This is a genomic window from Kribbella flavida DSM 17836, assembly GCF_000024345.1.
Lineage (GTDB): Bacteria > Actinomycetota > Actinomycetes > Propionibacteriales > Kribbellaceae > Kribbella > Kribbella flavida.
Window position 1 is genome coordinate 6,114,968 of record NC_013729.1, and the last position, 19,417, is coordinate 6,134,384.

General features: G+C 71.7%; 16 protein-coding genes and 1 pseudogene. 4 read left to right on the forward strand and 13 right to left on the reverse strand.

All coding sequences use genetic code 11. The annotated features are described in order from the left end of the window. Positions 1 to 340: 340 nt before the first annotated feature. On the reverse strand, positions 341 to 829 hold the full coding sequence (locus KFLA_RS28205) for a peptide deformylase (protein ID WP_012923245.1): 489 nt from the start codon (positions 827 to 829) through the stop codon (positions 341 to 343). Between the two features lie 152 nt (positions 830 to 981). Beyond that, a complete protein-coding gene (locus KFLA_RS28210; protein ID WP_012923246.1) occupies positions 982 to 1,488 on the reverse strand; it encodes a glycine cleavage system transcriptional repressor in 507 nt (168 codons plus the stop codon). Between the two features lie 221 nt (positions 1,489 to 1,709). On the opposite strand from KFLA_RS28210, the gene KFLA_RS28215 reads away from it, so the two are divergent. The 3 genes from KFLA_RS28215 to KFLA_RS28225 all read left to right on the forward strand — a co-directional run bounded on the left by KFLA_RS28215 (position 1,710) and on the right by KFLA_RS28225 (position 6,004). Continuing rightward, on the forward strand, positions 1,710 to 2,837 hold the full coding sequence (locus tag KFLA_RS28215) for a sensor histidine kinase (protein ID WP_012923247.1): 1,128 nt from the start codon (positions 1,710 to 1,712) through the stop codon (positions 2,835 to 2,837). Between the two features lie 52 nt (positions 2,838 to 2,889). Further along, positions 2,890 to 3,555, forward strand: a complete 666-nt coding sequence (locus KFLA_RS28220) for a response regulator (RefSeq protein WP_012923248.1) — start codon at positions 2,890 to 2,892, stop codon at positions 3,553 to 3,555. Between the two features lie 64 nt (positions 3,556 to 3,619). Then, the gene (locus KFLA_RS28225; protein ID WP_012923249.1) at positions 3,620 to 6,004 is read left to right on the forward strand and encodes a GH92 family glycosyl hydrolase; all 2,385 of its coding nucleotides are present in this window, start codon (positions 3,620 to 3,622) and stop codon (positions 6,002 to 6,004) included. Between the two features lie 57 nt (positions 6,005 to 6,061). Here KFLA_RS28225 and KFLA_RS28230 read toward each other — a convergent pair whose 3' ends face one another. Continuing rightward, positions 6,062 to 7,369, reverse strand: coding sequence for an NAD(P)/FAD-dependent oxidoreductase (locus KFLA_RS28230; protein WP_012923250.1), 1,308 nt, complete (start codon positions 7,367 to 7,369; stop codon positions 6,062 to 6,064). Between the two features lie 188 nt (positions 7,370 to 7,557). Here KFLA_RS28230 and KFLA_RS28235 point away from each other — a divergent pair, with 188 nt between their 5' ends. Next, positions 7,558 to 8,049 carry a cupin domain-containing protein gene (locus tag KFLA_RS28235; RefSeq protein WP_148256757.1) on the forward strand — a complete coding sequence of 164 codons (492 nt, stop codon included), beginning with the start codon at positions 7,558 to 7,560 and terminating at the stop codon, positions 8,047 to 8,049. A 7-nt stretch (positions 8,050 to 8,056) separates the two neighbouring features. On the opposite strand, the gene KFLA_RS28240 is transcribed toward KFLA_RS28235, so the two are convergent. The 10 genes and pseudogenes from KFLA_RS28240 to mfd form a co-directional block, all read right to left on the reverse strand. Continuing rightward, entirely contained in the window at positions 8,057 to 8,887 is an 831-nt protein-coding gene (locus KFLA_RS28240; protein ID WP_012923252.1) for a uracil-DNA glycosylase, read from the reverse strand. A 147-nt stretch (positions 8,888 to 9,034) separates the two neighbouring features. Then, positions 9,035 to 10,120: a Ppx/GppA phosphatase family protein gene (locus KFLA_RS28245; RefSeq protein ID WP_012923253.1), complete on the reverse strand. Its 1,086-nt coding sequence runs from the start codon at positions 10,118 to 10,120 to the stop codon at positions 9,035 to 9,037. Further along, entirely contained in the window at positions 10,113 to 10,595 is a 483-nt protein-coding gene (locus KFLA_RS28250) for a DUF501 domain-containing protein (protein WP_012923254.1), read from the reverse strand. Before KFLA_RS28250 ends, KFLA_RS28245 begins: the two co-directional genes overlap by 8 nt. Continuing rightward, a complete protein-coding gene (locus KFLA_RS28255; RefSeq protein ID WP_012923255.1) occupies positions 10,592 to 11,203 on the reverse strand; it encodes an FtsB family cell division protein in 612 nt (203 codons plus the stop codon). The genes KFLA_RS28250 and KFLA_RS28255 overlap by 4 nt, the downstream gene beginning before the upstream one ends. A 4-nt stretch (positions 11,204 to 11,207) precedes the next feature. Beyond that, positions 11,208 to 12,488, reverse strand: a complete 1,281-nt coding sequence (eno, locus tag KFLA_RS28260) for a phosphopyruvate hydratase (protein WP_012923256.1) — start codon at positions 12,486 to 12,488, stop codon at positions 11,208 to 11,210. 40 nt (positions 12,489 to 12,528) lie between these two features. Beyond that, entirely contained in the window at positions 12,529 to 13,083 is a 555-nt protein-coding gene (locus tag KFLA_RS28265) for an RNA 2'-phosphotransferase (RefSeq protein ID WP_012923257.1), read from the reverse strand. A gap of 211 nt (positions 13,084 to 13,294) precedes the next feature. Continuing rightward, positions 13,295 to 13,906, reverse strand: a pseudogene (locus KFLA_RS39080) (phosphotransferase enzyme family protein); the annotation flags it as partial. A gap of 169 nt (positions 13,907 to 14,075) precedes the next feature. Beyond that, positions 14,076 to 15,116, reverse strand: coding sequence for a nucleoside triphosphate pyrophosphohydrolase (locus KFLA_RS28275; protein ID WP_012923258.1), 1,041 nt, complete (start codon positions 15,114 to 15,116; stop codon positions 14,076 to 14,078). Positions 15,117 to 15,126: 10 nt separating this feature from the next. Further along, on the reverse strand, positions 15,127 to 15,753 hold the full coding sequence (locus tag KFLA_RS28280) for a SurA N-terminal domain-containing protein (RefSeq protein ID WP_012923259.1): 627 nt from the start codon (positions 15,751 to 15,753) through the stop codon (positions 15,127 to 15,129). A 25-nt stretch (positions 15,754 to 15,778) separates the two neighbouring features. Next, positions 15,779 to 19,417 (reverse strand): transcription-repair coupling factor, encoded by a 3,639-nt coding sequence (gene mfd, locus KFLA_RS28285; RefSeq protein ID WP_012923260.1) that lies wholly within the window; start codon positions 19,415 to 19,417, stop codon positions 15,779 to 15,781.

Here is a 19,417-nt window from a genome sequence, read left to right on the forward strand (position 1 = left end):
CATCAGCGCTACCTCACCACAGCCTCCAGCACCGGCCCCTATTCCCCAGGCGGATGGATCCGGAGCATACGAGAAGACCGCAGTGTCACCGCTGAGCCCGTGTACGGCGTCAGTGGTGACCGATCGCGTCAGAGGTGACCGAGCGCGTCGGTGGTGGCCTTGGGCGGCAGTGCACCCGGGCGGCCGGCCGCGATCAGCAGGAGCAACACGTCCCCGCAGTCACCACCAGCTCGGCCATCCCCAACGGACTGGCCCTCAGCGGGCGGCGCCTGCCCCGGAACACGCCAAGGGGGAAACAACACACCCGCCACCCACGCGAGCGAACCCGCCATACACCCAGCTACAGGTAAACCTTCCGCGGATAAACCGCGTGCGCCCCCGCCACCCGGTCCAAGAACAGACTTCCGTTGCAGTGGTCGATCTCATGCTGCACAGCCCGAGCCTCAAAGGCATCGGTGGTCAGCGTCACCACATCCGTAGTCCCCGGCAGCACCCCCGTGACCGTCAGCCGAGTAGCCCGCTTGACGTCGCCGGTGAGGTCGGGCACGGACATGCAGCCCTCTCGCGCCTTCTCCTTCCGGGTCGCCTCGACCACCACGGCGTTGCAGAGGACAAACACCCCGTGGCAAGTCCGCGTCTTCGGATGCCCGGTGACGTCCAGCGCGAACATCTGCGCGGCCACCCCGACCTGCGGAGCGGCCAGACCGACGCAACCTGGCGAGATGCGCATGGTGGCGACCAGGTCGGCGGCGAGCGCGAGCATGACCGGGTCCAGCGGATCGACCTCAGCGCCCTCGGTGGCGAGGACCGGGTGCGGAGCGCGGACCACCTCCAGGACCTCGCCGGCCAGTCCGAGCTGAGCGGGACTCCAGGCGGCGAGAGCTTGGTTCAGATGCCCTAGCGGTTCCGGCGACCCACCGGCCCCAGCCAGTGAGGGATCCCCACCAGGATCCGCCTGCACGCGGAAGTCCTCCGGCGTACTCACAGGTCGTCGCTCTCCGCCGGGCGGAGCGTCACGCCGACGCCGAGCTCGTCGGCGGTGATCTCCAGCGCCCGCTGCAGCATCCCCAGCTCCGCGGTCGGCGGGATCTCCACCTCCGCGGTCAGCACGTACAGAGAACCGCTCAGCCGGGTCGTCAGGTCGGTGACGGTCCCACCGACGGAGGCGACCATCCGGGTCACCGCGGACACGATGCCCGGGCGGTCGGCGCCGTGCACGCTCAGGATGTACGGCGCGCCGACGGGCGCGTGGGTGGTTTCGGGGCCGATCTCCCGCACGGTGATCACCAGTTCGCCGCGCAGCGGTTCCAGGGCTTCCCGGACCGGCGCGAGCGGGCCGGAGCAGACGATCATCATCGCGAAGTGGCCGCGCAGCAGCGTCATCGTGCTGTCCTCGAGGTTCACCCCGACCTGGGCGAGCACCTCGGTGACGTCGGCGATGATGCCGGGACGGTCGGGGCCGATGACGGTGACGGCAAGCTGGGTCATGGGGCCTCCCGGCCTGGACTGAGGAGCGAAGGGAGCGAAGCGACTGGAGTGACGAGGGAAGGCCGGGAGTTCCAGCCCCATGACTCACCGAGCCGGAGGCGAGGCATCAGTGCAGTCATGCGGGCACGTTACCCGGCCGAAAGTCTCGACCTGACCTGACTTCGGTATCCGGACCGCGCTGACACCGCCTCCGGCGGACCGTGGCTCGCTATCGTCGAGCTGTGGACCAGTCGCTCAGCCGCAAGCGCAGCCGCGCCGACTGGGTGGTGGACACGATCGCGTTCCTCGGCGCGGTCCTGGTCGGCATGATCCTGTTCGACGAGAACCGCGACGACCCGCTGCCGAACTGGCTGTTCGCGGCGGACTTCTACACCGGGATGCTGCTGTGCCTGCTGCTCTGGTTCCGTCGGCGCTGGCCGATCCAACTGGCGGTGCTGGCAGCGGTGGTCTCGGTCTACTCGGAGACCTCCGGGATCGCGGCGCTGATCCTGACGATGACCGTGGCCGTGCACTTCCGGCTCCGGGTCACCCTGCTGATCACCGCGCTCAACGTGCTGAGCGTCATCGCCTACGCCCTCGTCCGGGAGAAGACCGATCCGGTCGGGATCGTGATCGTCACCGCCTCCCTCCTGTACGTCGGCGCGATCGGCTGGGGTCTGTACGTCCGGTCCCGCCGGCAGCTCCTGCAGACCCTGCGGGAACGCGCCGAGCGGGCCGAGACGGTCGCCCGGCTGCAGGCCGAGCAGGGGCAGTTGCGGGCCCGCGAGGAAATTGCCCGCGAGATGCACGACGTGCTCGGGCACCGGTTGTCGCTGCTGAGCGTGCACGCCGGCGCGCTCGCGTACCGGCCGGACGCGTCGACCGAGGAGATCGCCGGCGCCGCCGAGATCATCCGGTCGAGCGCTCACCAGGCGCTGCAGGATCTCCGCGAGGTGATCGGCGTACTGCGGGCGCCGGTCGGCGAGCTCCCGCAGCCGACCTTCGCGGACCTGCCCGTGCTGATCGAGGGGGCCCAGCGGGCCGGCGTACCGGTGGAGCTGAAGCTCGACGCCCCGGGCGCGTTGCCGGAGCACGTCGGCCGGACGGCGTACCGGATCGTCCAGGAGGGGCTGACCAACGCGATGAAGCACGCGCCGGGCGCGCCGGTCCGGATCCGGGTGACGGGGGCCGCGGGCAACGGTCTGACGGTTGACCTGAGCAACCCGGCGCCGCGGCGGACCAGCTCCGGCGAGGGGCAGGGGCTGACCGGGCTGGCGGAGCGGGCGGCGCTGGTCGAGGGACGACTCGAGCACGGCTGGACGCCGGACGGCGACTTCCGGCTGACCGCCTGGCTACCGTGGCCCGCATGACCGAGATCTCCGGCGCCGCCTGGTCCGCGCCCCGACCGAAGCGAGCACGTGGATGACCATTCGGGTCCTGATCGTCGACGACGATCCGCTGCTGCGCGCCGGGCTGAAGCTGATGCTGGGTGGCGCGCCGGACCTCCGGGTGGTCGCCGAGGCCGACGACGGCGCCGCGGTGCAGGCGCTGATCGACCGGGAGTCGCCGGACGTGGTGCTGATGGACATCCGGATGCCCGGCATGGACGGGCTGACCGCGACCGAGGCGGTCCGGGCCCGGCCGGGCGCGCCGGAGGTCGTCATCCTGACCACCTTCGACGCCGACGAGCACGTACTCCGGGCGCTGCGCGCCGGCGCGGCCGGGTTCGTGCTCAAGGACACGCCGCCGGCCGAGATCGTCGAGTCGGTCCGCCGGGTCGCGAACGGCCAGCCGGTGCTGTCGCCGACGGTCACCCAGCGGCTGATCACCCGGGTCGCCGCGTCCGGCCAGGACGACCGCAGGAACCGGGCGACGGCCCGGCTCGCGGCCCTGAACGCCCGGGAGCGCGAGATCGCCGTGGCGGTCGGCGAGGGCAAGTCGAACGCCGAGATCAGCGCGACGCTCTACCTCAGCGTGCCGACCGTGAAGACGCACGTGTCCCGGATCCTGACCAAGCTGGACTTCAACAACCGGGTCCAGATCGCGCTGCTCGTGCACGACGCCGGCCTCCTGGACGACAGCCGCTGATCACCCGCACGTCACCGATCGGCACTAGCCTCGGACCTTCCCGTCCGCCCACGGAAGGTTCGTCATGCGCTTGTCCGTTGCCGGAGCCGCCCTCGCGCTCCTGCTTCCCACCCTGCCCGCCCAGGCAGCCGTCCCGGCCGGCGCCGTGGCGGTCGCACCGGCCGGCACGGTCTCCGATCCCGCCGCCTCCGTCGACCCGCTGATCGGTTCGGCCCGCGACGGCAACACCTGGCCGGGTGCGGTCCGCCCGTTCGGCATGATCTCGTGGAGCCCGACCAGCACCCGCGGCGACCAGACCAGCACCGGCGCCGCCAACGGCTACCAGTACGACGTGACGCGGGTCCGCGGCTTCAGCCTGACCCACGTGAACGGCGCCGGCTGCAACCCCGGCGCGGCCGGCGACGTGCCGATCATGCCGTACGCCGGCACGGTGGACTCCTCGCCGACCGCGGACACCACCGACGCGAAGTACGCGAGCAACTTCAGCCACGCCAACGAGCGGGCGGTGCCCGGCCGGTACACGGTCAAGCTGGACAACGGCGTGACCACCGACCTGGCGGTGACGACCCGGGCCGGTGTCGGCGAGTTCGCGTTCCCGGCGGACCAGGCGGCCAACCTGCTGTTCCGCACGTCGAACTCGCTCAACGGCAGCGAGGACGCCGAGATCAGCATCGACGCCGCCGGCCGCAAGGTGACCGGCTCGGTCCTGACCGGCGCGTTCTGCGGCCGCCGGGCCAACGGCGGCGTGAACAACCGCAAGTCGTACTACCGGCTCTACTTCACCGCGTCGTTCGACCAGCCGGTCGTCGCGACCGGCACCTGGAAGGACGCCACGCTGACCCCGGGCAGCACCCGCGCGACCGGCGGTGAGGGCTACGCGACCGGCGCCGACCGGGCCGGCAAGGGCTCCGGCGGCTACGTCACGTTCGCCCCGGGCGCCAAGGTCCGGATGCGGCTCGGCATCTCCTACGTCAGCCTGGCCGGCGCCGAGCGGAACCTCGCGACCGAGGTGCAGCCGAAGGCGACCGCCGACCGGCTCGCGGCCGACGGCTACCGGCAGTGGAAGAACGAACTGAAGGACATCCGGATCACCGGCGGCACCGACGCCCAGCGGACCACCTTCTACACGGCGCTGTACCACGCGTACCTGCAGCCGAACATCTTCAACGACGTCGACGGCCGCTACCTCGGCAGCGACCGGCGCATCCACCGGTTGGCGCCGGGCCAGCGCGCGCAGTACGGGACGTTCTCGGGCTGGGACCAGTACCGGGCGCACATCCAGCTGCTCGCACTGCTGAAGCCGGACATCGCCGGTGACTTCGCGCAGTCGCTGTACCAGTTCGCCCAGCAGAACAACGGCATCTGGGACCGCTGGCTGCACAACAACGGGCCCACCCACGTGATGACCGGTGACCCGGCGGCGCCGACGCTGGCGACCTTCGCCGCGATGGGTGTCCGCAACTTCGACACCTCGGGCGCCTTCGCGTCGCTGCTGCGCCAGGCAACCGTGCAGAACGCGGAAGCCGAGAACGACGGTGGTTGCCCCGGGCAATGCACTGGGCAACGACCCGCGCTGAACACCTACCTGGCCAAGCACTACGCGCCCCAGGACGCCTGCCACTGCTGGGGCGGCGCCGCCGAGACGCTGGAGAACTCGCTCGCCGACTTCTCCCTGGGCCAGTGGGCGCAGCGGCTGGGCCGCAAGGACGTCGCGACGACGATGAGCGACCGTGGCACCTGGTGGAAGAACACCTTCGACCCGGCTGTCGGCTACCAGCGCGCCCGCAAGGCCGACGGCACCTGGCAGCCCGGCTTCACGCCGTCCACCGACGTCGGCTTCGCGCAGGGGTCCAGCGCGACGTACACCTGGATGGTTCCGCAGGACGTGTCCGGGCTCGCGGCCGCGATGAACGGCAACGCCGTCCAGCGCCTGGACGCATTCTTCCACGACGAGGCCGGCAACTGGGCCGTCCGCGGCGGCAGCCCACTGCGCTACGACCCGACGAACGAGCCGGGCCTGCACACCCCCTGGCTCTACAACGGACTCGGCCAGGCCTGGAAGACGCAGGCGACCACCCGGGAGATCGTCGACACCGTGTACGGCGTGGGGCCGGCCGGCCTGCCCGGCAACGACGACCTGGGCACCCTGTCGGCGTGGTACGTCTTCGCCGCGATCGGCCTGTTCCCGCAGACCCCGGGACGGGCCGAGCTGCTGGTCGGCAGCCCACTGTTCCCGAAGGTCGAGCTCGAGCGCAGCAACGGCGTACGGCTGACGATCGAGGCACCCGGGACCTCGGACACCAACCAGTACGTCGAGTCGCTGTCGCTGAACGGCCGGCCGCGCGCCGAGTCCTGGCTGCCCGAGTCGTTCATCACCCGCGGCGGCCACCTCACCGCCAGGATGTCCGCGACCCCGACCACCTGGGGCACCCCGCCCGTCGACCACTGACAGCGCGTCCGAAGAAGGTTGCGCCACGGCGCGGCCTTCTTCGGACGCTGCGGGCGATCAGGAGTTCGCCGCCCGGCGGAACTCCTCGTTCGGCATCTGCAGGCTGCCGAGGCTGGTGACCTCGCGGCGGAAGAACAGCGCCAGCGTCCAGTCCAGGACGACCCGGGCCTTGCGGTTGAAGGTGGGGACCCGGGACACGTGGTACGTCCGGTGCAGGAACCAGGCCGGCCAGCCCTTGACCTTCACGCCGTACAGCTGGGCGACGCCCTTGTGCAGGCCGAGGCTGGCCACCGAGCCGACGTACTTGTGCTTGTAGTCGCGCGGCGCCTCGCCGTCGACGGCCCGGAGGATGTTGGCGGCCAGCAGGTTCGCCTGCCGGACCGCGTGCTGGGCGTTCGGGGCGCAGTACGCGCCGGTCTCGGAGGTGAGGTCGGGCACGGCCGCGTTGTCGCCCGCGGACCAGGCGTCGTCCAGGCCCTCGATCCGCAGGTTGGCCAGGCACTTGACCCGGCCCTTGTCGTCCAGCGGAAGATCGGTCCGGCCCAGCGCCGGGTTGGCCTTCACGCCGGCCGTCCAGACGATCGTGTCGGCGTCGAACTCCTCGCCGTCGCTGAGCACGACGCGGCCCTTCTCGCAGGACTCCAGCCGGGTCTCCAGCCGGACCTCCATGTTGCGCTTCCGCAGCTGCTCGACGGTGTACTTGCCGAGCTCGGGGCCGACCTCGGGCAGGATCCGGTTGGTGGCCTCGACCAGCACCCAGCGCATGTCCTCGGGCTGGATGTTGTCGTAGTACCGGGTGGCGTAGCGGGCCATGTCCTCCAGCTCCGCGAACCCCTCGACGCCGGCGTAGCCACCGCCGACGAAAACGAAGGTGAGCGCGGCCTTGCGCAGCGCCGGGTCGGGCTGGGAGGCGGCCACGTCGAGCCGGTCCAAGACCTTGTTGCGCAGCGCGATCGCCTCTTCGACGTTCTTGAACCCGGTCGCCTCGTCGGCCAGCCCGGGAATCGGCAGCGTGCGGGCGACCGAGCCCAGCGCGACCACGATCTGGTCGTAGGCGAGCTCGTAGTCCGGGCCCTCCTCGGGCATCACCTTGGCGACCTTGTGCTCGTGGTCGATCGAGGTGACCCGGCCGGTGACCACCCGGCAGCCCTTGAGCGTCTTGCGCAGCGGCACCACGACGTGCCGCGGTTCGACCGAGCCGGCCGCCGCTTCGGGCAGGAAAGGCTGGTACGTCATCACCGAGCGGGGATCGACCACGGTGACCCGGATCTTGCCCCGGCGGGCGGCCTTGCGCAGGCCGTACGCGGTGTACATCCCGACGTAGCCGCCCCCGACGACGAGGATGTGCGGTACCTGGGCTGTCATGCGTTCACTCTCCCTGAGTGCTGGTGACTTCATGTCCACTTCAGGATATGGGCTCGTGAAAACTTTCACAAACCCTCTGAAGAGTGATCTCATCCACCGGACTTCCCTCCGATGGGGGAATCCCGGCGGCTTCTTCGTCCCGTGACGCCACCCCTGTGGCGGCCCCGGTTGCCGCCTATGCTGCGCCGGTGACCAGCTTCCCCGATATCGTCATCGGCCGGCCCGGGGCGGACGACGTCCTGGACCTGCCCTTCGGCATCTTCACCGTACGCATCTCCGGCGACCAGACCGCTGGAGCGCTCTCGGTGGTCGACTCGATCCTCGCTCCCGGTGCGGTCGGTGCCGCTCCCCATATCCACCACGGGCACGAGGAGTACTTCCTGATCACTGCCGGCGAGGTGACCTTCGAGACCGCCGACGGCGTCCTGACCGTCGGCGCCGGCGGAGCGGTGTCCGTGCCGCGGGGCCGGCCGCACGGGTATCGCAACACCAGCACGGAGCCGGCCCGGCTCACCACCGTCTTCACACCGGCCGGTTACGAGAACTACTTTCGCGCCGTCGCCGAGGCCTCGGCCTCCGGCGAGGAGATCACGCCGGAGCTGCTCGCCGCCCTCCGCGCTCCGCACCGGACGACCTCGTCCCCCCTCGACCTCCCGCCGCACCGACCCAGCGGAGGGTAGTCGGCACTCACAGACCCGCCAGGGTCTTCGCCCGCGCCAGGACGGCGTCCTGCATCGGTTCGGTCAGTTTCCCGGTGAAGGTGTTCTGCTGGCTGGGGTGGAAGCTGCCGATCACAGTCACCTCGCCGCCGGGCACCGGTACGACGTACTCGGCCGCGTGGCCGAACTTGGGTCGGGGTCTCGGCAGCGTGCCGCCGATCTCCTGCAGGGCGTTGAGCAGGACGTCGAAGCCGAACTTGCCCAGGCACACGATCGCCCTGGTCGTCGGCAGGACCAGCTCCAGTTCGCGGCGGAACCAGGGGTTGCAGGTGTCCCGCTCGTCCGGGCTCGGCTTGTTCGCGGGCGGCGCGCAGCGGACCGCGGCGATCATCCGGGCGCCGATCAGCCGCAGGCCGTCGCCGGCGTGCACGCTGGTCGGCTGGTTCGCGAGGCCGAGACGGTGCAGCGAGGCGAACAGCCAGTCGCCCGACCGGTCGCCGGTGAAGACGCGGCCGGTGCGGTTGCCACCGTGGACGGCCGGTGCGAGCCCGACGATCAGGATCCGTGGGTCCGGGGCTCCCCAGCCGGCGATCGGGCGGCCCCAGTAAGGCTGGTCCGCGAACGACTTCCGCTTGCTGACGGCAACGTCCTCGCGCCAGCCGACCAGGCGCGGGCAGGCCCGGCAGACGGACACCCGGGCGGTGAGCTCCGCCAGGTCATCGGTCCCCGCGAGCTCGAGCACCTCGCCGGCGTCCCGCGCCACCGGAGTACGCCGTCCGGCCGGATCCTCGGGCCAGCCGGTCCCAGCCGGGACCGGGCTGTCGAACAACTCCCCCGTGAACGGATGCGGCAGTCGCATCCCCCCACCCTATTCCCCGCCTAACCCCTGCCCCGGCTAACCCCTACCGACACCGCTGCCGCCTACTGACACCGCTGCCGCCGTGTACGGCGTCATCGGTGCTGCAACGCGCTACCGGAGCCCCGTCAGGCCTCAGGCCTGACGGCCTCAGGCCTCGGCCAGGGCCAGGGCGACGCCGTCGAGGATGTCGTGCTCGGAGACGACGACCTCGTCGTGGGTCAGGGTCAGCCGGTCGTACAGGCGTTGCAGGATCAGGGCGCCGGCGCCGATCACGTCGACCCGGCCGGGGTGGATCGCCGGCACGACCGTGCGCTGGATGCGGGTCGAGCCCATCAGCCAGGACGTGGTGTCGAGCAGCAGGTCGCCGGCGATCCGGGCGTGGTGGATCTTGCCGGGGTCGTACTCGGTCAGCTTCAGCGCCACCGCGGCGACCGTGGTGACGGTGCCGGCCACGCCGATCAGGCTGCGGGCCTGGTCCAGCGGGACCGAGGTGGCGTCCAGCAGGTCGTCCACGTCCTTGGTCGCGGCGGCCATCTGCTCGATCGTCGCCGGGTCGTCGGCGAAGTGGCGCTCGGTCATCCGGACCGAGCCCATGTCGAGCGACTCCGCCCCCAGTACGCCGGACGCGTCGCCGAGCACGACCTCGGTGGAGCCGCCGCCGATGTCAGCGACCAGGTACGGCCCGGGGATCTCCAGGCCGGCCAGGCCCGCGGTCGCTCCCCGGAAGCTGAGCGCGGCCTCCTCGTCGCCGGAGATGATGTCCGGGTCGACGCCGACCCGGTCCCGGATCCCGGCGAAGAACTCGTCGCGGTTGCTCACGTCGCGGGCGGCCGAGGTGGCCACGAACCGGATCCTGGCGGCACCGGCGGCCTGGATCACCGTCGCGAAGTCCTCGGCGGCGGCGAACACCCGCTCCAGCGCCTCGGGCGCGAACGCACCGGTCGCGTCGACGCCCTGACCGAGCCGGACGATCGTCATCCGCCGGTCCACCTCGGTCAGCTGCCCGTCGCTCACGTCGGCGACCAGCAGGCGGATCGAGTTCGTGCCGCAGTCCACCGCGGCGACCCGGACGGCGCCGTCGGCCGGCTCGGGGAAGTCGTGCGGCTCCAGGACGGACCCCGGCTCGAACGCCCCGGGCCGCCCCATTGCCTCGGCCGACCCGGTCGGCTCGTCGCGCGCCCCGGTGATGCCTTCGAGAGAACCGGAACCGGAGCCGGATGTCTGCTCAGACACAGGGCCCCCTGCGGCCCCAGTCCTGGAGCGAGGCGAGGGCCTCGTCGCCCAGCGGGTTGACGCCGGGGCCGGCGGCCAGCGAGTGGCCGACCAGGACGTGCAGGCACTTGACCCGGGTGGGCATGCCGCCGGCGGTGATGCCGGCGATCTCCTCGACGTGCTGGATCGACTCCCGGTGCGCCAGGTAGGCCTCGTGCGCCGCCCGGTACGCCGTCGCCAGCTCCTCGTCGGTGCCGAGCCGCTCGGTCATCTCCTTCATCATTCCGCCCGCCTCCAGGGTGCCGATCGCCGACGCGAGCCGGGGGCACGTCACGTAGTACGTGGTGGGGAACGGCGTGCCGTCGGGCAGCCGCGGTTCGGTCTCGACCACGTCGGCCAGGCCGCACGAGCAGCGGTGGGCGACGGAACGGATGCCGCGCGCGGTCCGGCCCAGCTGGGCGCTGACGACCGCGGTGTCTTCGGAGGTGACGCTCAACGGGTGGCCTTCGGCGAGGGGGTGAGAATGGGCTTCGGGGTCGGCTTGCTGCTCGGCGGCCTGGCCGGTTCGGCGGGTTTGCCGGCGCCCTCCACGCTGCCCCAGAGCTTGGTGTACCACGTCGGCTCCTGCTCGTCGGCGGCGTCGGCATCGGCCGGTCCGGCCGGCTCCGGCGGGGCGCCGACGGGTTTGCCGTCCGCGCCGATCACCCGGTACCCGATCTCTCCGGGCATCACCCAGCCGAGCCGCTGCCGGGCCTGCGCGCGCACGTAGGCGTCGTCGTCCCAGCGGGCGATCTCGTCGTTCAGCTGGTCGACCCGCTTCTCCCGGTCGCGGATCTCCTGCTGCAGCGCGGTGATCTGCTGGTGCTGGTCGAACCAGACCCGCACGCTCTGCGCGTACGACACGATCAGCGCGCCGAGGACCAGCAGGACCACGGCGGCCCGGCCGGTCAGGTTACGCGAGCCTCTGGTCCGCGGCGGTCCGGGCGGAGCGCCCGTCGTGCGCCGCTTGGGCTGGATGCCGTCCCGCCGGGCGGGTGGCCGCGACTGGCTCCGGCTCGACGGACGCGAGCCGGGTCGGGCACCGGTGTCCCGGCGGGACGACATCAGGTCAGCCCTGGAACCGCGGGAAGGCCGAGCGGCCGGCGTACCGGGCGGCGTCGTCCAGCTCCTCCTCGATCCGGAGCAGCTGGTTGTACTTCGCGGTCCGGTCCGAGCGCGCCGGGGCGCCGGACTTGATCTGGCCGCAGTTGGTCGCGACGGCGAGGTCGGCGATCGTGGTGTCCTCGGTCTCGCCGGAGCGGTGCGACATCATGCAGGTGAAGCCGTTGCGGTGCGCCAGGTCGACGGCGTCCAGGGTCTCGGTCAGCGAGCCGATCTGGTTGACCTTGACCAGCAGCGAGTTCGCCGACTTCTCGGTGATGCCGCGCTGCAGCCGCTCCACGTTGGTGACGAACAGGTCGTCGCCGACGATCTGGATCTTGTCGCCGAGCTGGGCGCTGAGGCTCTTCCAGCCCTCCCAGTCGTCCTCGTTCAGCGGGTCCTCGATCGACACGATCGGGTACGACGCGACCAGGTCGGCGTAGTACGCGATCATCTCGTCGGCCGACTTCTTGCCGCCCTCGAAGGCGTACACGCCGTCGGTGTGGAACTCGCTCGCGGCGACGTCCATCGCCAGCGCGATGTCCTTGCCCAGCTGCAGGCCGGCCTTGTCGATGGCGACCGCGATCAGGTCGAGCGCCTCGCGGTTGCTGGCCAGGTTCGGCGCGAAGCCGCCCTCGTCGCCCAGGCCGGTGGACAGCCCGCGCTCCTTCAGCACCGCCTTCAGCGCGTGGTAGACGCCGGCGCCCTGCATGACGGCCTCGGCGTAGGTCGCCGCGCCGATCGGGGCGATCATGAACTCCTGCACGTCGACGTTGCTGTCCGCGTGCGCGCCGCCGTTCAGGATGTTCATCATCGGCACCGGCAGGAGGTGCGCGTTCGGGCCGCCGACGTAGCGGAACAGCGGCAGGCCGGCGCTCTCGGCGGCCGCCTTGGCGACCGCGAGGCTGACGCCGAGAATCGCGTTCGCGCCCAGCTTGGCCTTGTTCGGGGTGCCGTCCAGGTCGAGCAGGGCCTGGTCGATCAGCCGCTGCTCGTGCACGTCGTAGCCGACGATCTCCTTGTCGATGTCCTCCAGCACGGCGGTGACGGCCTTGAGCACGCCCTTGCCGCCGTAGCGGGACTTGTCGCCGTCGCGAAGCTCGACGGCCTCGAACTGACCGGTGGACGCGCCGGACGGCACTGCGGCCCGGGCGACGGTGTCGTCGTCGAGCAGAACCTCGACCTCGACAGTGGGGTTCCCGCGCGAGTCGAGAATCTCGCGGGCGCCGACGGCCTCGATGGTGGCCACATCTACTCCCAAGTCTTCAGATGACGGATCACTGCCGAGCCTATCGGCCAGACCAGCCGGCCGGGTGGACCGCGTCACCCCACACGATCGCATCCGGCGGCACCTGCCGCGTCAGCAACACACCGTTGGGCGCCTCGAACACGACCAGGTCGACCGGGTCCACCGCCAGCAGCACCGCCGCCGCGAACCGCTTGCCGACATGGCTGTCCCGGCTCGGCGCCAGGTGCACGTGCGTACGCCGGCCCGGCTTCAGGCCCTCCCGCCGGATCGCCTCGACCGCGGCCCTCGTCGTACCGTGCCAGAGCAGATCGGCGGGGTGGACCCGTCGCCAACTGTTCTCCAGAGCTTCACGGGTGACCGGCATCCCGGCCAGCGAATGCCCCTGACAGGCGCGGATGCGGTCGCCGTCGACCTCGAGCCGGTTCTTGTCGTTGCGCTCGACGGCACGGTCCAGGGCCGGCCGGCTGATATCGGTCAGCACGCACACGTCCTCGATCGACGCCCACCCGTCGGCCGTCATCGCCAGGCCCTGCTCCCCCGCGCCGTGACGCAGCAGCCAGGACAGGCGCTTGCTGTCCCGAACGACATCGCTCATACCGGCATTCTCCAGGTCCAGGGTCTACAGACCGAACGCCCGGCGGGCGTCGGCCAGGCCCTTCGCGTTCTCGGCGGCGTCGGAGATGCCGGTGCGGACGTCGGTGCTGCAGCGCCAGGCGAAGTACGCGGCCTGGACGGCGTAGCGGAGGGCGGCGAAAGGTGGGCAGGCCCTTCTCAACCTCTGGCGTGTGGCCGTACGCGGCGACGACCTGGGCGACGCGGGACTGGTCGAGGTCGTCCTGGCCGGAGCCGCCGACGTACATGGCCGCCGACGCCAGGTCGTACAGGGCCGGGCCGGTCATCGCTCCACCCCAGTCGATCAGCGCGATCTCGCCGTTCGGCTGCCGGAAGAACGCCTCCGGGGCCGGGTCGCCGTGGATGTCGGCCCAGGTCAGCGGCGTCCGGGCGCCGAGCTCGCGGACGGCGTCCAGGGTCTGCTGCACGACCGGGCGGATCCAGGGCTCGTAGTCCAGGTACGCGTCGAACTGCGTCAGGATCTCCAGCCACTGCTCCAGCTCGCCCGCCTCCGCCGGCGCGAGGGCGTGGACCCGGGCGAGCGTCGTACCGATGGCTCGCAGGTCGTCCGGCTCGACACCGAGAGCGGTACCGTCGACGTACTGGAGTACGGCGACCTGCCGGTCGTCCATCCGCTCGGCGAACCGGCCGTCCAGACTCGCGATCGGCGCACCCGTCGGCAGCCCGCCGGCCTGCAGGCGCGCGGCCAGGTCCAGCCCGAACGCGAAGCCCGGCTCGGACCCCTCGACCGACTTGACCACCAGCTGCACCCCGTCGGCGACCACCAGCCAGGTCCGGGAGTTCATGCCGCCGTCGAGCACGTCCACCTGCTGCACGCTCAGCCCCCAGCGGTCCGCGAGCAGTTCTCCGATCGCCACCGGTCCACCCTGTCACCGCGCCGAAGCAGACCGCGACAGGTTTTCGCGTGGCCCGCTGCCGGGGCGGTGGGTTCAGTGCCGAAGCGGCGGAGCCGGATCAGGCCTCGGCGGCGCGGACCTCGTCGGCGAGGCGACGGACCGCCTGGCGAAGCGCAGACTCGGGGTCGACGCCGACAACCCGCGCCTGGCGGACGAGGTCGAGCAGTGCCGCCCCGATCCGCTGCTCGTCGGACGCGCCGAGCTCGTCCGCCGCAAGCTCCCCGGAGGCGGCTGCAGTCGCCGACATCCCGGACGTAGGCGCGGAGGCGGCGGCGAGCACCTTCGCCGCGCGGGACAGCACCTTGTCGGCCAGGGCCAACGCCGGCAGCGCCTGCGGAACACCCTCGAGCACCGAGCTGCGCTGCTTCTCGGCGGCCTTGATGGTCTCCCAGTTCGCCTCGACCGCGGCCGCGTCGGCGGCGTCCACCGTGCCGAACACGTGCGGGTGCCGCCGGATCAGCTTCTCGACGATGCCGGCCGCCACGTCGTCGATCGACCAGGGCCCGTCGGACTCATCGTCCTCGTCCTCGGCCGGAGCCTCCTCGGCGATCCGCGCGTGGAAAACGACCTGCAGCAGCAGGTCGCCGAGCTCCTCGCGCAGGTGCTCGCGGTCCCCGGAGTCGATCGCCTCGAGCGTCTCGTAGGTCTCCTCGAGCAGGTACTTCGCCAGGCTGGCGTGCGTCTGCTCCTGGTCCCACGGGCAGTTGCGCCGCAGCCGGTCCATCACCTGGACGAGGTCGAGCAGCCGCGCCCCCGGTACGTCGTACGAGCCGTGCAGGATCTCCACCTCGTACGCCGGCCGCGGTTCGCGCCCGAGGTGGTCGGCGACCAGCCGGAGCAGCGCCGGTTCACCGTCCTCACCGACCAGCCAGGCGACCCGGCGGTCCGACTCGGCGGCGGTGGTCAGCCAACCCCACTGCGCGTCCGGCCCACCTTCCACCGACGTCACGACCAGCCCCGAGCCGACCACGGCCTGCACCGTCGGGCTCTCCACCCCGGCCGCGGCGCCGATCACCTCAGCCTGCTCCAACGCCTGCCAGGCGGCACGCGTCATCAGCCCGGGCGCGACCCGCGGGCTGGTGAGGACGACCTTGATCAACGAGCTCAGCTCAGCCCTGGGGCTGCTGCTGCTGCTGTTGCTGCTCCTTGGCCTCGCGGGCGGCCTTCGCCTGTGCGGACTCCTCGGACAGCGAGCCGGACGCCTTGCCGTCGATCGCGCCGTCGGACCACTTGCCGAACCGCGGGGCGATGCTCACCTCGATGTCCTTCGCGGCGTCGCGGACCGCGGCCAGGCCGGCCTGCTGGGCCTGCTGCACGTTCGGGTCGCTGATGCCGGTGCCGCCGCCGAGCTTGATCGTGCCGATCGCGGCCTTGGCGACGTCGCGCAGGAAGACGTTCGCGACCGGGTCGGCGACGAACTTCTCGTACACCGCCTGGTCGCCGACGACAGCCTTCATCGCGGGCGCGATCTCGGCCTCGGACACGGTGATGGCGCGCTGGTCGGCGATCTGCTGGACGAGCGCGCTGTTCACCAGCTCGCTGAGCGCCACCGACGCCGCGAACGGCTGGCCGAGCGCGGACGTCACCGAGCGGGAGGTGTCGTCCACGTCACCGACGGTGATCTCGGTCTTGCCGACGACGGCGGCCGCACCCGGGTGGGTGCCCGCCGCACAACCGCCGAGCAGCAGCGCCGACGCCAGCGCGGCACCCGTCACGCGGGCGAGATTTCTCCTCAACGGACTCTCCTCCAGCTGGAACTCATCAGGCCGTCGCCCCCACGGGCTCGGCGATCACATCGTCGATCAGTCTGGTGCACCACTGCAGCAGCTCCTGGTCGCGCAGCGGCTGACCGGCGACCGGCCGGGTGGCAGGTCTCGGCACCAGGATCGTACGCAGTTGCGCCTTGACCAGACTCTTCGGGTACAGCCTGTTCAGCCGCAGCACCTTCGAGTCGGCCAGGTCGACCGGCCCGAACCGGATCAGGTTGCCCTGCAGGGTGACGTCGCGCAGACCGGCCCGGCGGGCGTGGTTGCGGAACTTCGCCACCTCGACCAGGTTCAGCACCGGCTGCGGGATGTCGCCGTACCGGTCGTGCAGCTCCTCGACCAGCTCGGCGATGCCGGCCTCGTCGCGGACCGCCGCGAGCCGCTGGTACATCTCCAGCCGCAGCCGCTGGGAGGGCACGTAGTCGTGCGGCAGGTGTGCGTCGACCGGCAGCTCGATCTTGACCTCGGGCTCCTCGGCCTGGGTGTCGCCGCGGTACTCCGCGACCGCCTCGCCGACCAGCCGGACGTACAGGTCGAAACCGACGTCGGCGATGTGCCCGGACTGCTCGCCGCCGAGCAGGTTGCCGGCGCCGCGGATCTCCAGGTCCTTCATCGCGACCTGCATGCCGGCGCCGAGGTCGGCGTGCTGGGCGATGGTGGCCAGCCGGTCGTGCGCGGTCTCGGTCAGCGGCTTCTCCGGCGGGAAGAAGAAGTACGCGTACGCGCGTTCGCGGCCGCGGCCGACCCGGCCGCGGAGCTGGTGCAGCTGGGACAGGCCGAGCAGGTCGGCGCGCTCGACGATCATCGTGTTCGCGTTCGAGATGTCGATGCCGGACTCGACGATCGTCGTACAGACGATGACGTCGGCCTGCTTCTCCCAGAACTCCTGGATGACCTGCTCCAGGTGGTGCTCGGGCATCTGGCCGTGCGCGACGCTGACCCGGGCCTCCGGCACCAGCTGGCGGATCCGGGCGGCCGCCTTCTCGATCGTGTTCACCCGGTTGTGCACGACGAAGACCTGGCCCTCGCGCAGCAGCTCGCGCCGGATCGCGGCGGTCACCTGGCCCTCGTCGTAGGGGCCGACGAAGGTCAGCACCGGGTGCCGTTCCTCCGGCGGGGTGGCGATGGTGGACATCTCCCGGATGCCGGTGATCGACATCTCCAGCGTGCGCGGGATCGGGGTCGCGGACATCGTCAGCACGTCGACCGCGGTCCGCAGCCGCTTCAGCTGCTCCTTGTGCTCGACGCCGAAGCGCTGCTCCTCGTCGACCACCACCAGTCCGAGGTCCTTGAACTGGACCTCGCCGCTGAACAGCCGGTGGGTGCCGATCACGACGTCGACCGAGCCGTCGGCCAGGCCGTCCATCGTCGCCTTGGCCTCCTTGTCGGTCTGGAACCGCGACAGGGCCGCCACGTTCACCGGGAACGCGGCGTAGCGCTCGGCGAAGGTGGCGTAGTGCTGCTGGACCAGCAGCGTGGTCGGCACCAGCACGGCGACCTGCTTGCCGTCCTGGACCGCCTTGAAGGCCGCCCGGACCGCGATCTCGGTCTTGCCGTAGCCGACGTCGCCGCAGACGATCCGGTCCATCGGGGTGACGCGTTCCATGTCGCGCTTCACGTCGTCGATGGTGGCCAGCTGGTCCGGCGTCTCGACGAACGGGAACGCGTCCTCCAGCTCGGCCTGCCACGGGGTGTCCTTGGCGAAGGCGTGCCCCTTGGTCGCCTGCCGGGCGGCGTACAGCTTGATCAGTTCGCCGGCGATCTGGCGGACCGCCTTGCGGGCGCGGCCCTTGCGCTTGGCCCAGTCGCCGCCGCCCATCTTGTCCAGCGTGGGCTGCTCGCCGCCGACGTACCGGGTGACCTGGTCGAGCTGGTCGGTCGGCACGTACAGCCGGTCGCCGGGCTGGCCGCGCTTGCTCGGCGCGAACTCGATCACGACGTACTCGCGGGTGGCCTTCTGCTGGCCGGTGCCGACGGTGCGCTGCATCATCTCGACGTACCGGCCGACGCCGTGCTGCTCGTGCACGACGAAGTCGCCGGGGCCGAGCTCCAGCGGGTCGATCGTCTTCTTGCGCCGGCTCGGCATCCGTTGCTGCGAACGGCGTTCGGCCGCGGACCGTTGACCGGCCAGGTCGTTCTCGGTGAGCACCGCGAACTTGATGCCCTCGGCAATGAAGCCCTGCTCCAGCGCGCCCTGGGAGATCAGCACCACGCCGGGCTCGGGCACACCGTCGATCGAGTCGACGGTCCGGGCCGGCAGCTCCGCCTCGGAGAACACCTCGGCCAGCCGCTGCGCCGGGCCGTGGCCCTCGGTCACGCAGACGACCCGCCAGCCGTCGCGCAACCAGCCGCGCACGTCCTCGACGGCGGCCGCGGTCTCGCCCCGGTACGGATCGACCTCGTGCGCCGCGACCTTGCGGCTGCGCACCGCGCCGGCGTCCGGGTCGATGTCGAAGGAGACCCGCTCCCCCATCGCGTCGCGCAGCTGCGGCACGTCCGTCGGCGCCGCCGCGAACGGCGAGAGGCTCCACCAGGCCAGGCCGCGGTCCAGCGCGTGGGTGCGGACGTCGGCCAGCGAGATGTACGCCGCCGCGCCGAGGTCGATCGGCGCGTCGCCACCACCGGCCGCGGCCGCCCAGGACGCCTCCAGGAACTCCTGGCTGGTCGCGACCAGGTCGTGGGCCCGGGCCCGGACCCGCTCGGGGTCGCTGACCACGACGTGGGTACCGGCCGGCATCAGGTCGACCAGCAGCTCCATCTCGTCGACCAGGACGGGCGCGAGCGACTCCATGCCCTCGACCGCGTGCCCCTCGGCGAGCTTCTCGAACAGCTCGGCCAGCTCCGGGTGCTCCTTGGCCAGTACGGCGGCCCGCGCGCGCACCTCGTCGGTGAGCAGCAGCTCGCGGCACGGCGGCGCCCAGAGCCCGTGCTGGGCGATCTCCAGCGACCGCTGGTCGGCGACCGCGAAGTACCGGATCTCCTCCACGTCGTCGCCGAAGAAGTCGACCCGCAGCGGGTGCTCCTCGGTCGGCGGGAAGACGTCGATGATGCCGCCGCGGACCGCGAACTCGCCGCGCCGCTCGACCAGGTCCACCCGGTTGTACGCCGCGGCCGCGAGCCGGGTGACCACGTCCTCCAGCTCGACGCTGTCGCCGACGTGCAGCTGGACCGGGCGCAGGTCGGCCAGTCCGGCGACCTGCGGCTGCAGCACCGACCGCACCGGCGCGACCAGAATCTTGATCGGGCCGGTCGTCTCGTCCGACGGGTCCGGGTGCGCCAGCCGCCGCAGGACGGCGAGCCGGCGACCGACGGTGTCGGAGCGGGGCGACAGGCGCTCGTGCGGCAGCGTCTCCCAGGCCGGGTAGTAGGCGACCGTGGCGGGCTCGACCAGGCACTGCAGGGCCTCGGTCAGCTCCTCGGCCTCGCGGAAGGTCGCGGTGACCGCGAGCACCGGGCGGTCGGCGCCGAGCCGCTCGGAGGCGAGCGCGGCCAGCAGCACCGGCCGGATCGGGCCGGGCGCGCTCAGGTCGAGCGTCGCCACCCCGCCCGCGGCGAAGTCGCTCCGGGCGTCGCGCACCGCCTCGGCCACCACCGGATCGGTGACCAGGGTGTCGACCAGTCCGGCCAGCGTCAC

Excerpts from the sequence above, each read along its gene's own strand:
- KFLA_RS28265 (WP_012923257.1), bottom strand. The coding sequence starts at position 13,083 with ATGAGCGATGTCGTTCGGGACAGCAAGCGCCTGTCCTGGCTGCTGCGT.
- KFLA_RS28210 (WP_012923246.1), bottom strand. The coding sequence starts at position 1,488 with ATGACCCAGCTTGCCGTCACCGTCATCGGCCCCGACCGTCCCGGCATC.
- KFLA_RS28255 (WP_012923255.1), bottom strand. The coding sequence starts at position 11,203 with ATGTCGTCCCGCCGGGACACCGGTGCCCGACCCGGCTCGCGTCCGTCG.
- KFLA_RS28240 (WP_012923252.1), bottom strand. The coding sequence starts at position 8,887 with ATGCGACTGCCGCATCCGTTCACGGGGGAGTTGTTCGACAGCCCGGTC.
- KFLA_RS28220 (WP_012923248.1), top strand. The coding sequence starts at position 2,890 with ATGACCATTCGGGTCCTGATCGTCGACGACGATCCGCTGCTGCGCGCC.
- KFLA_RS28230 (WP_012923250.1), bottom strand. The coding sequence starts at position 7,369 with ATGACAGCCCAGGTACCGCACATCCTCGTCGTCGGGGGCGGCTACGTC.
- KFLA_RS28225 (WP_012923249.1), top strand. The coding sequence starts at position 3,620 with ATGCGCTTGTCCGTTGCCGGAGCCGCCCTCGCGCTCCTGCTTCCCACC.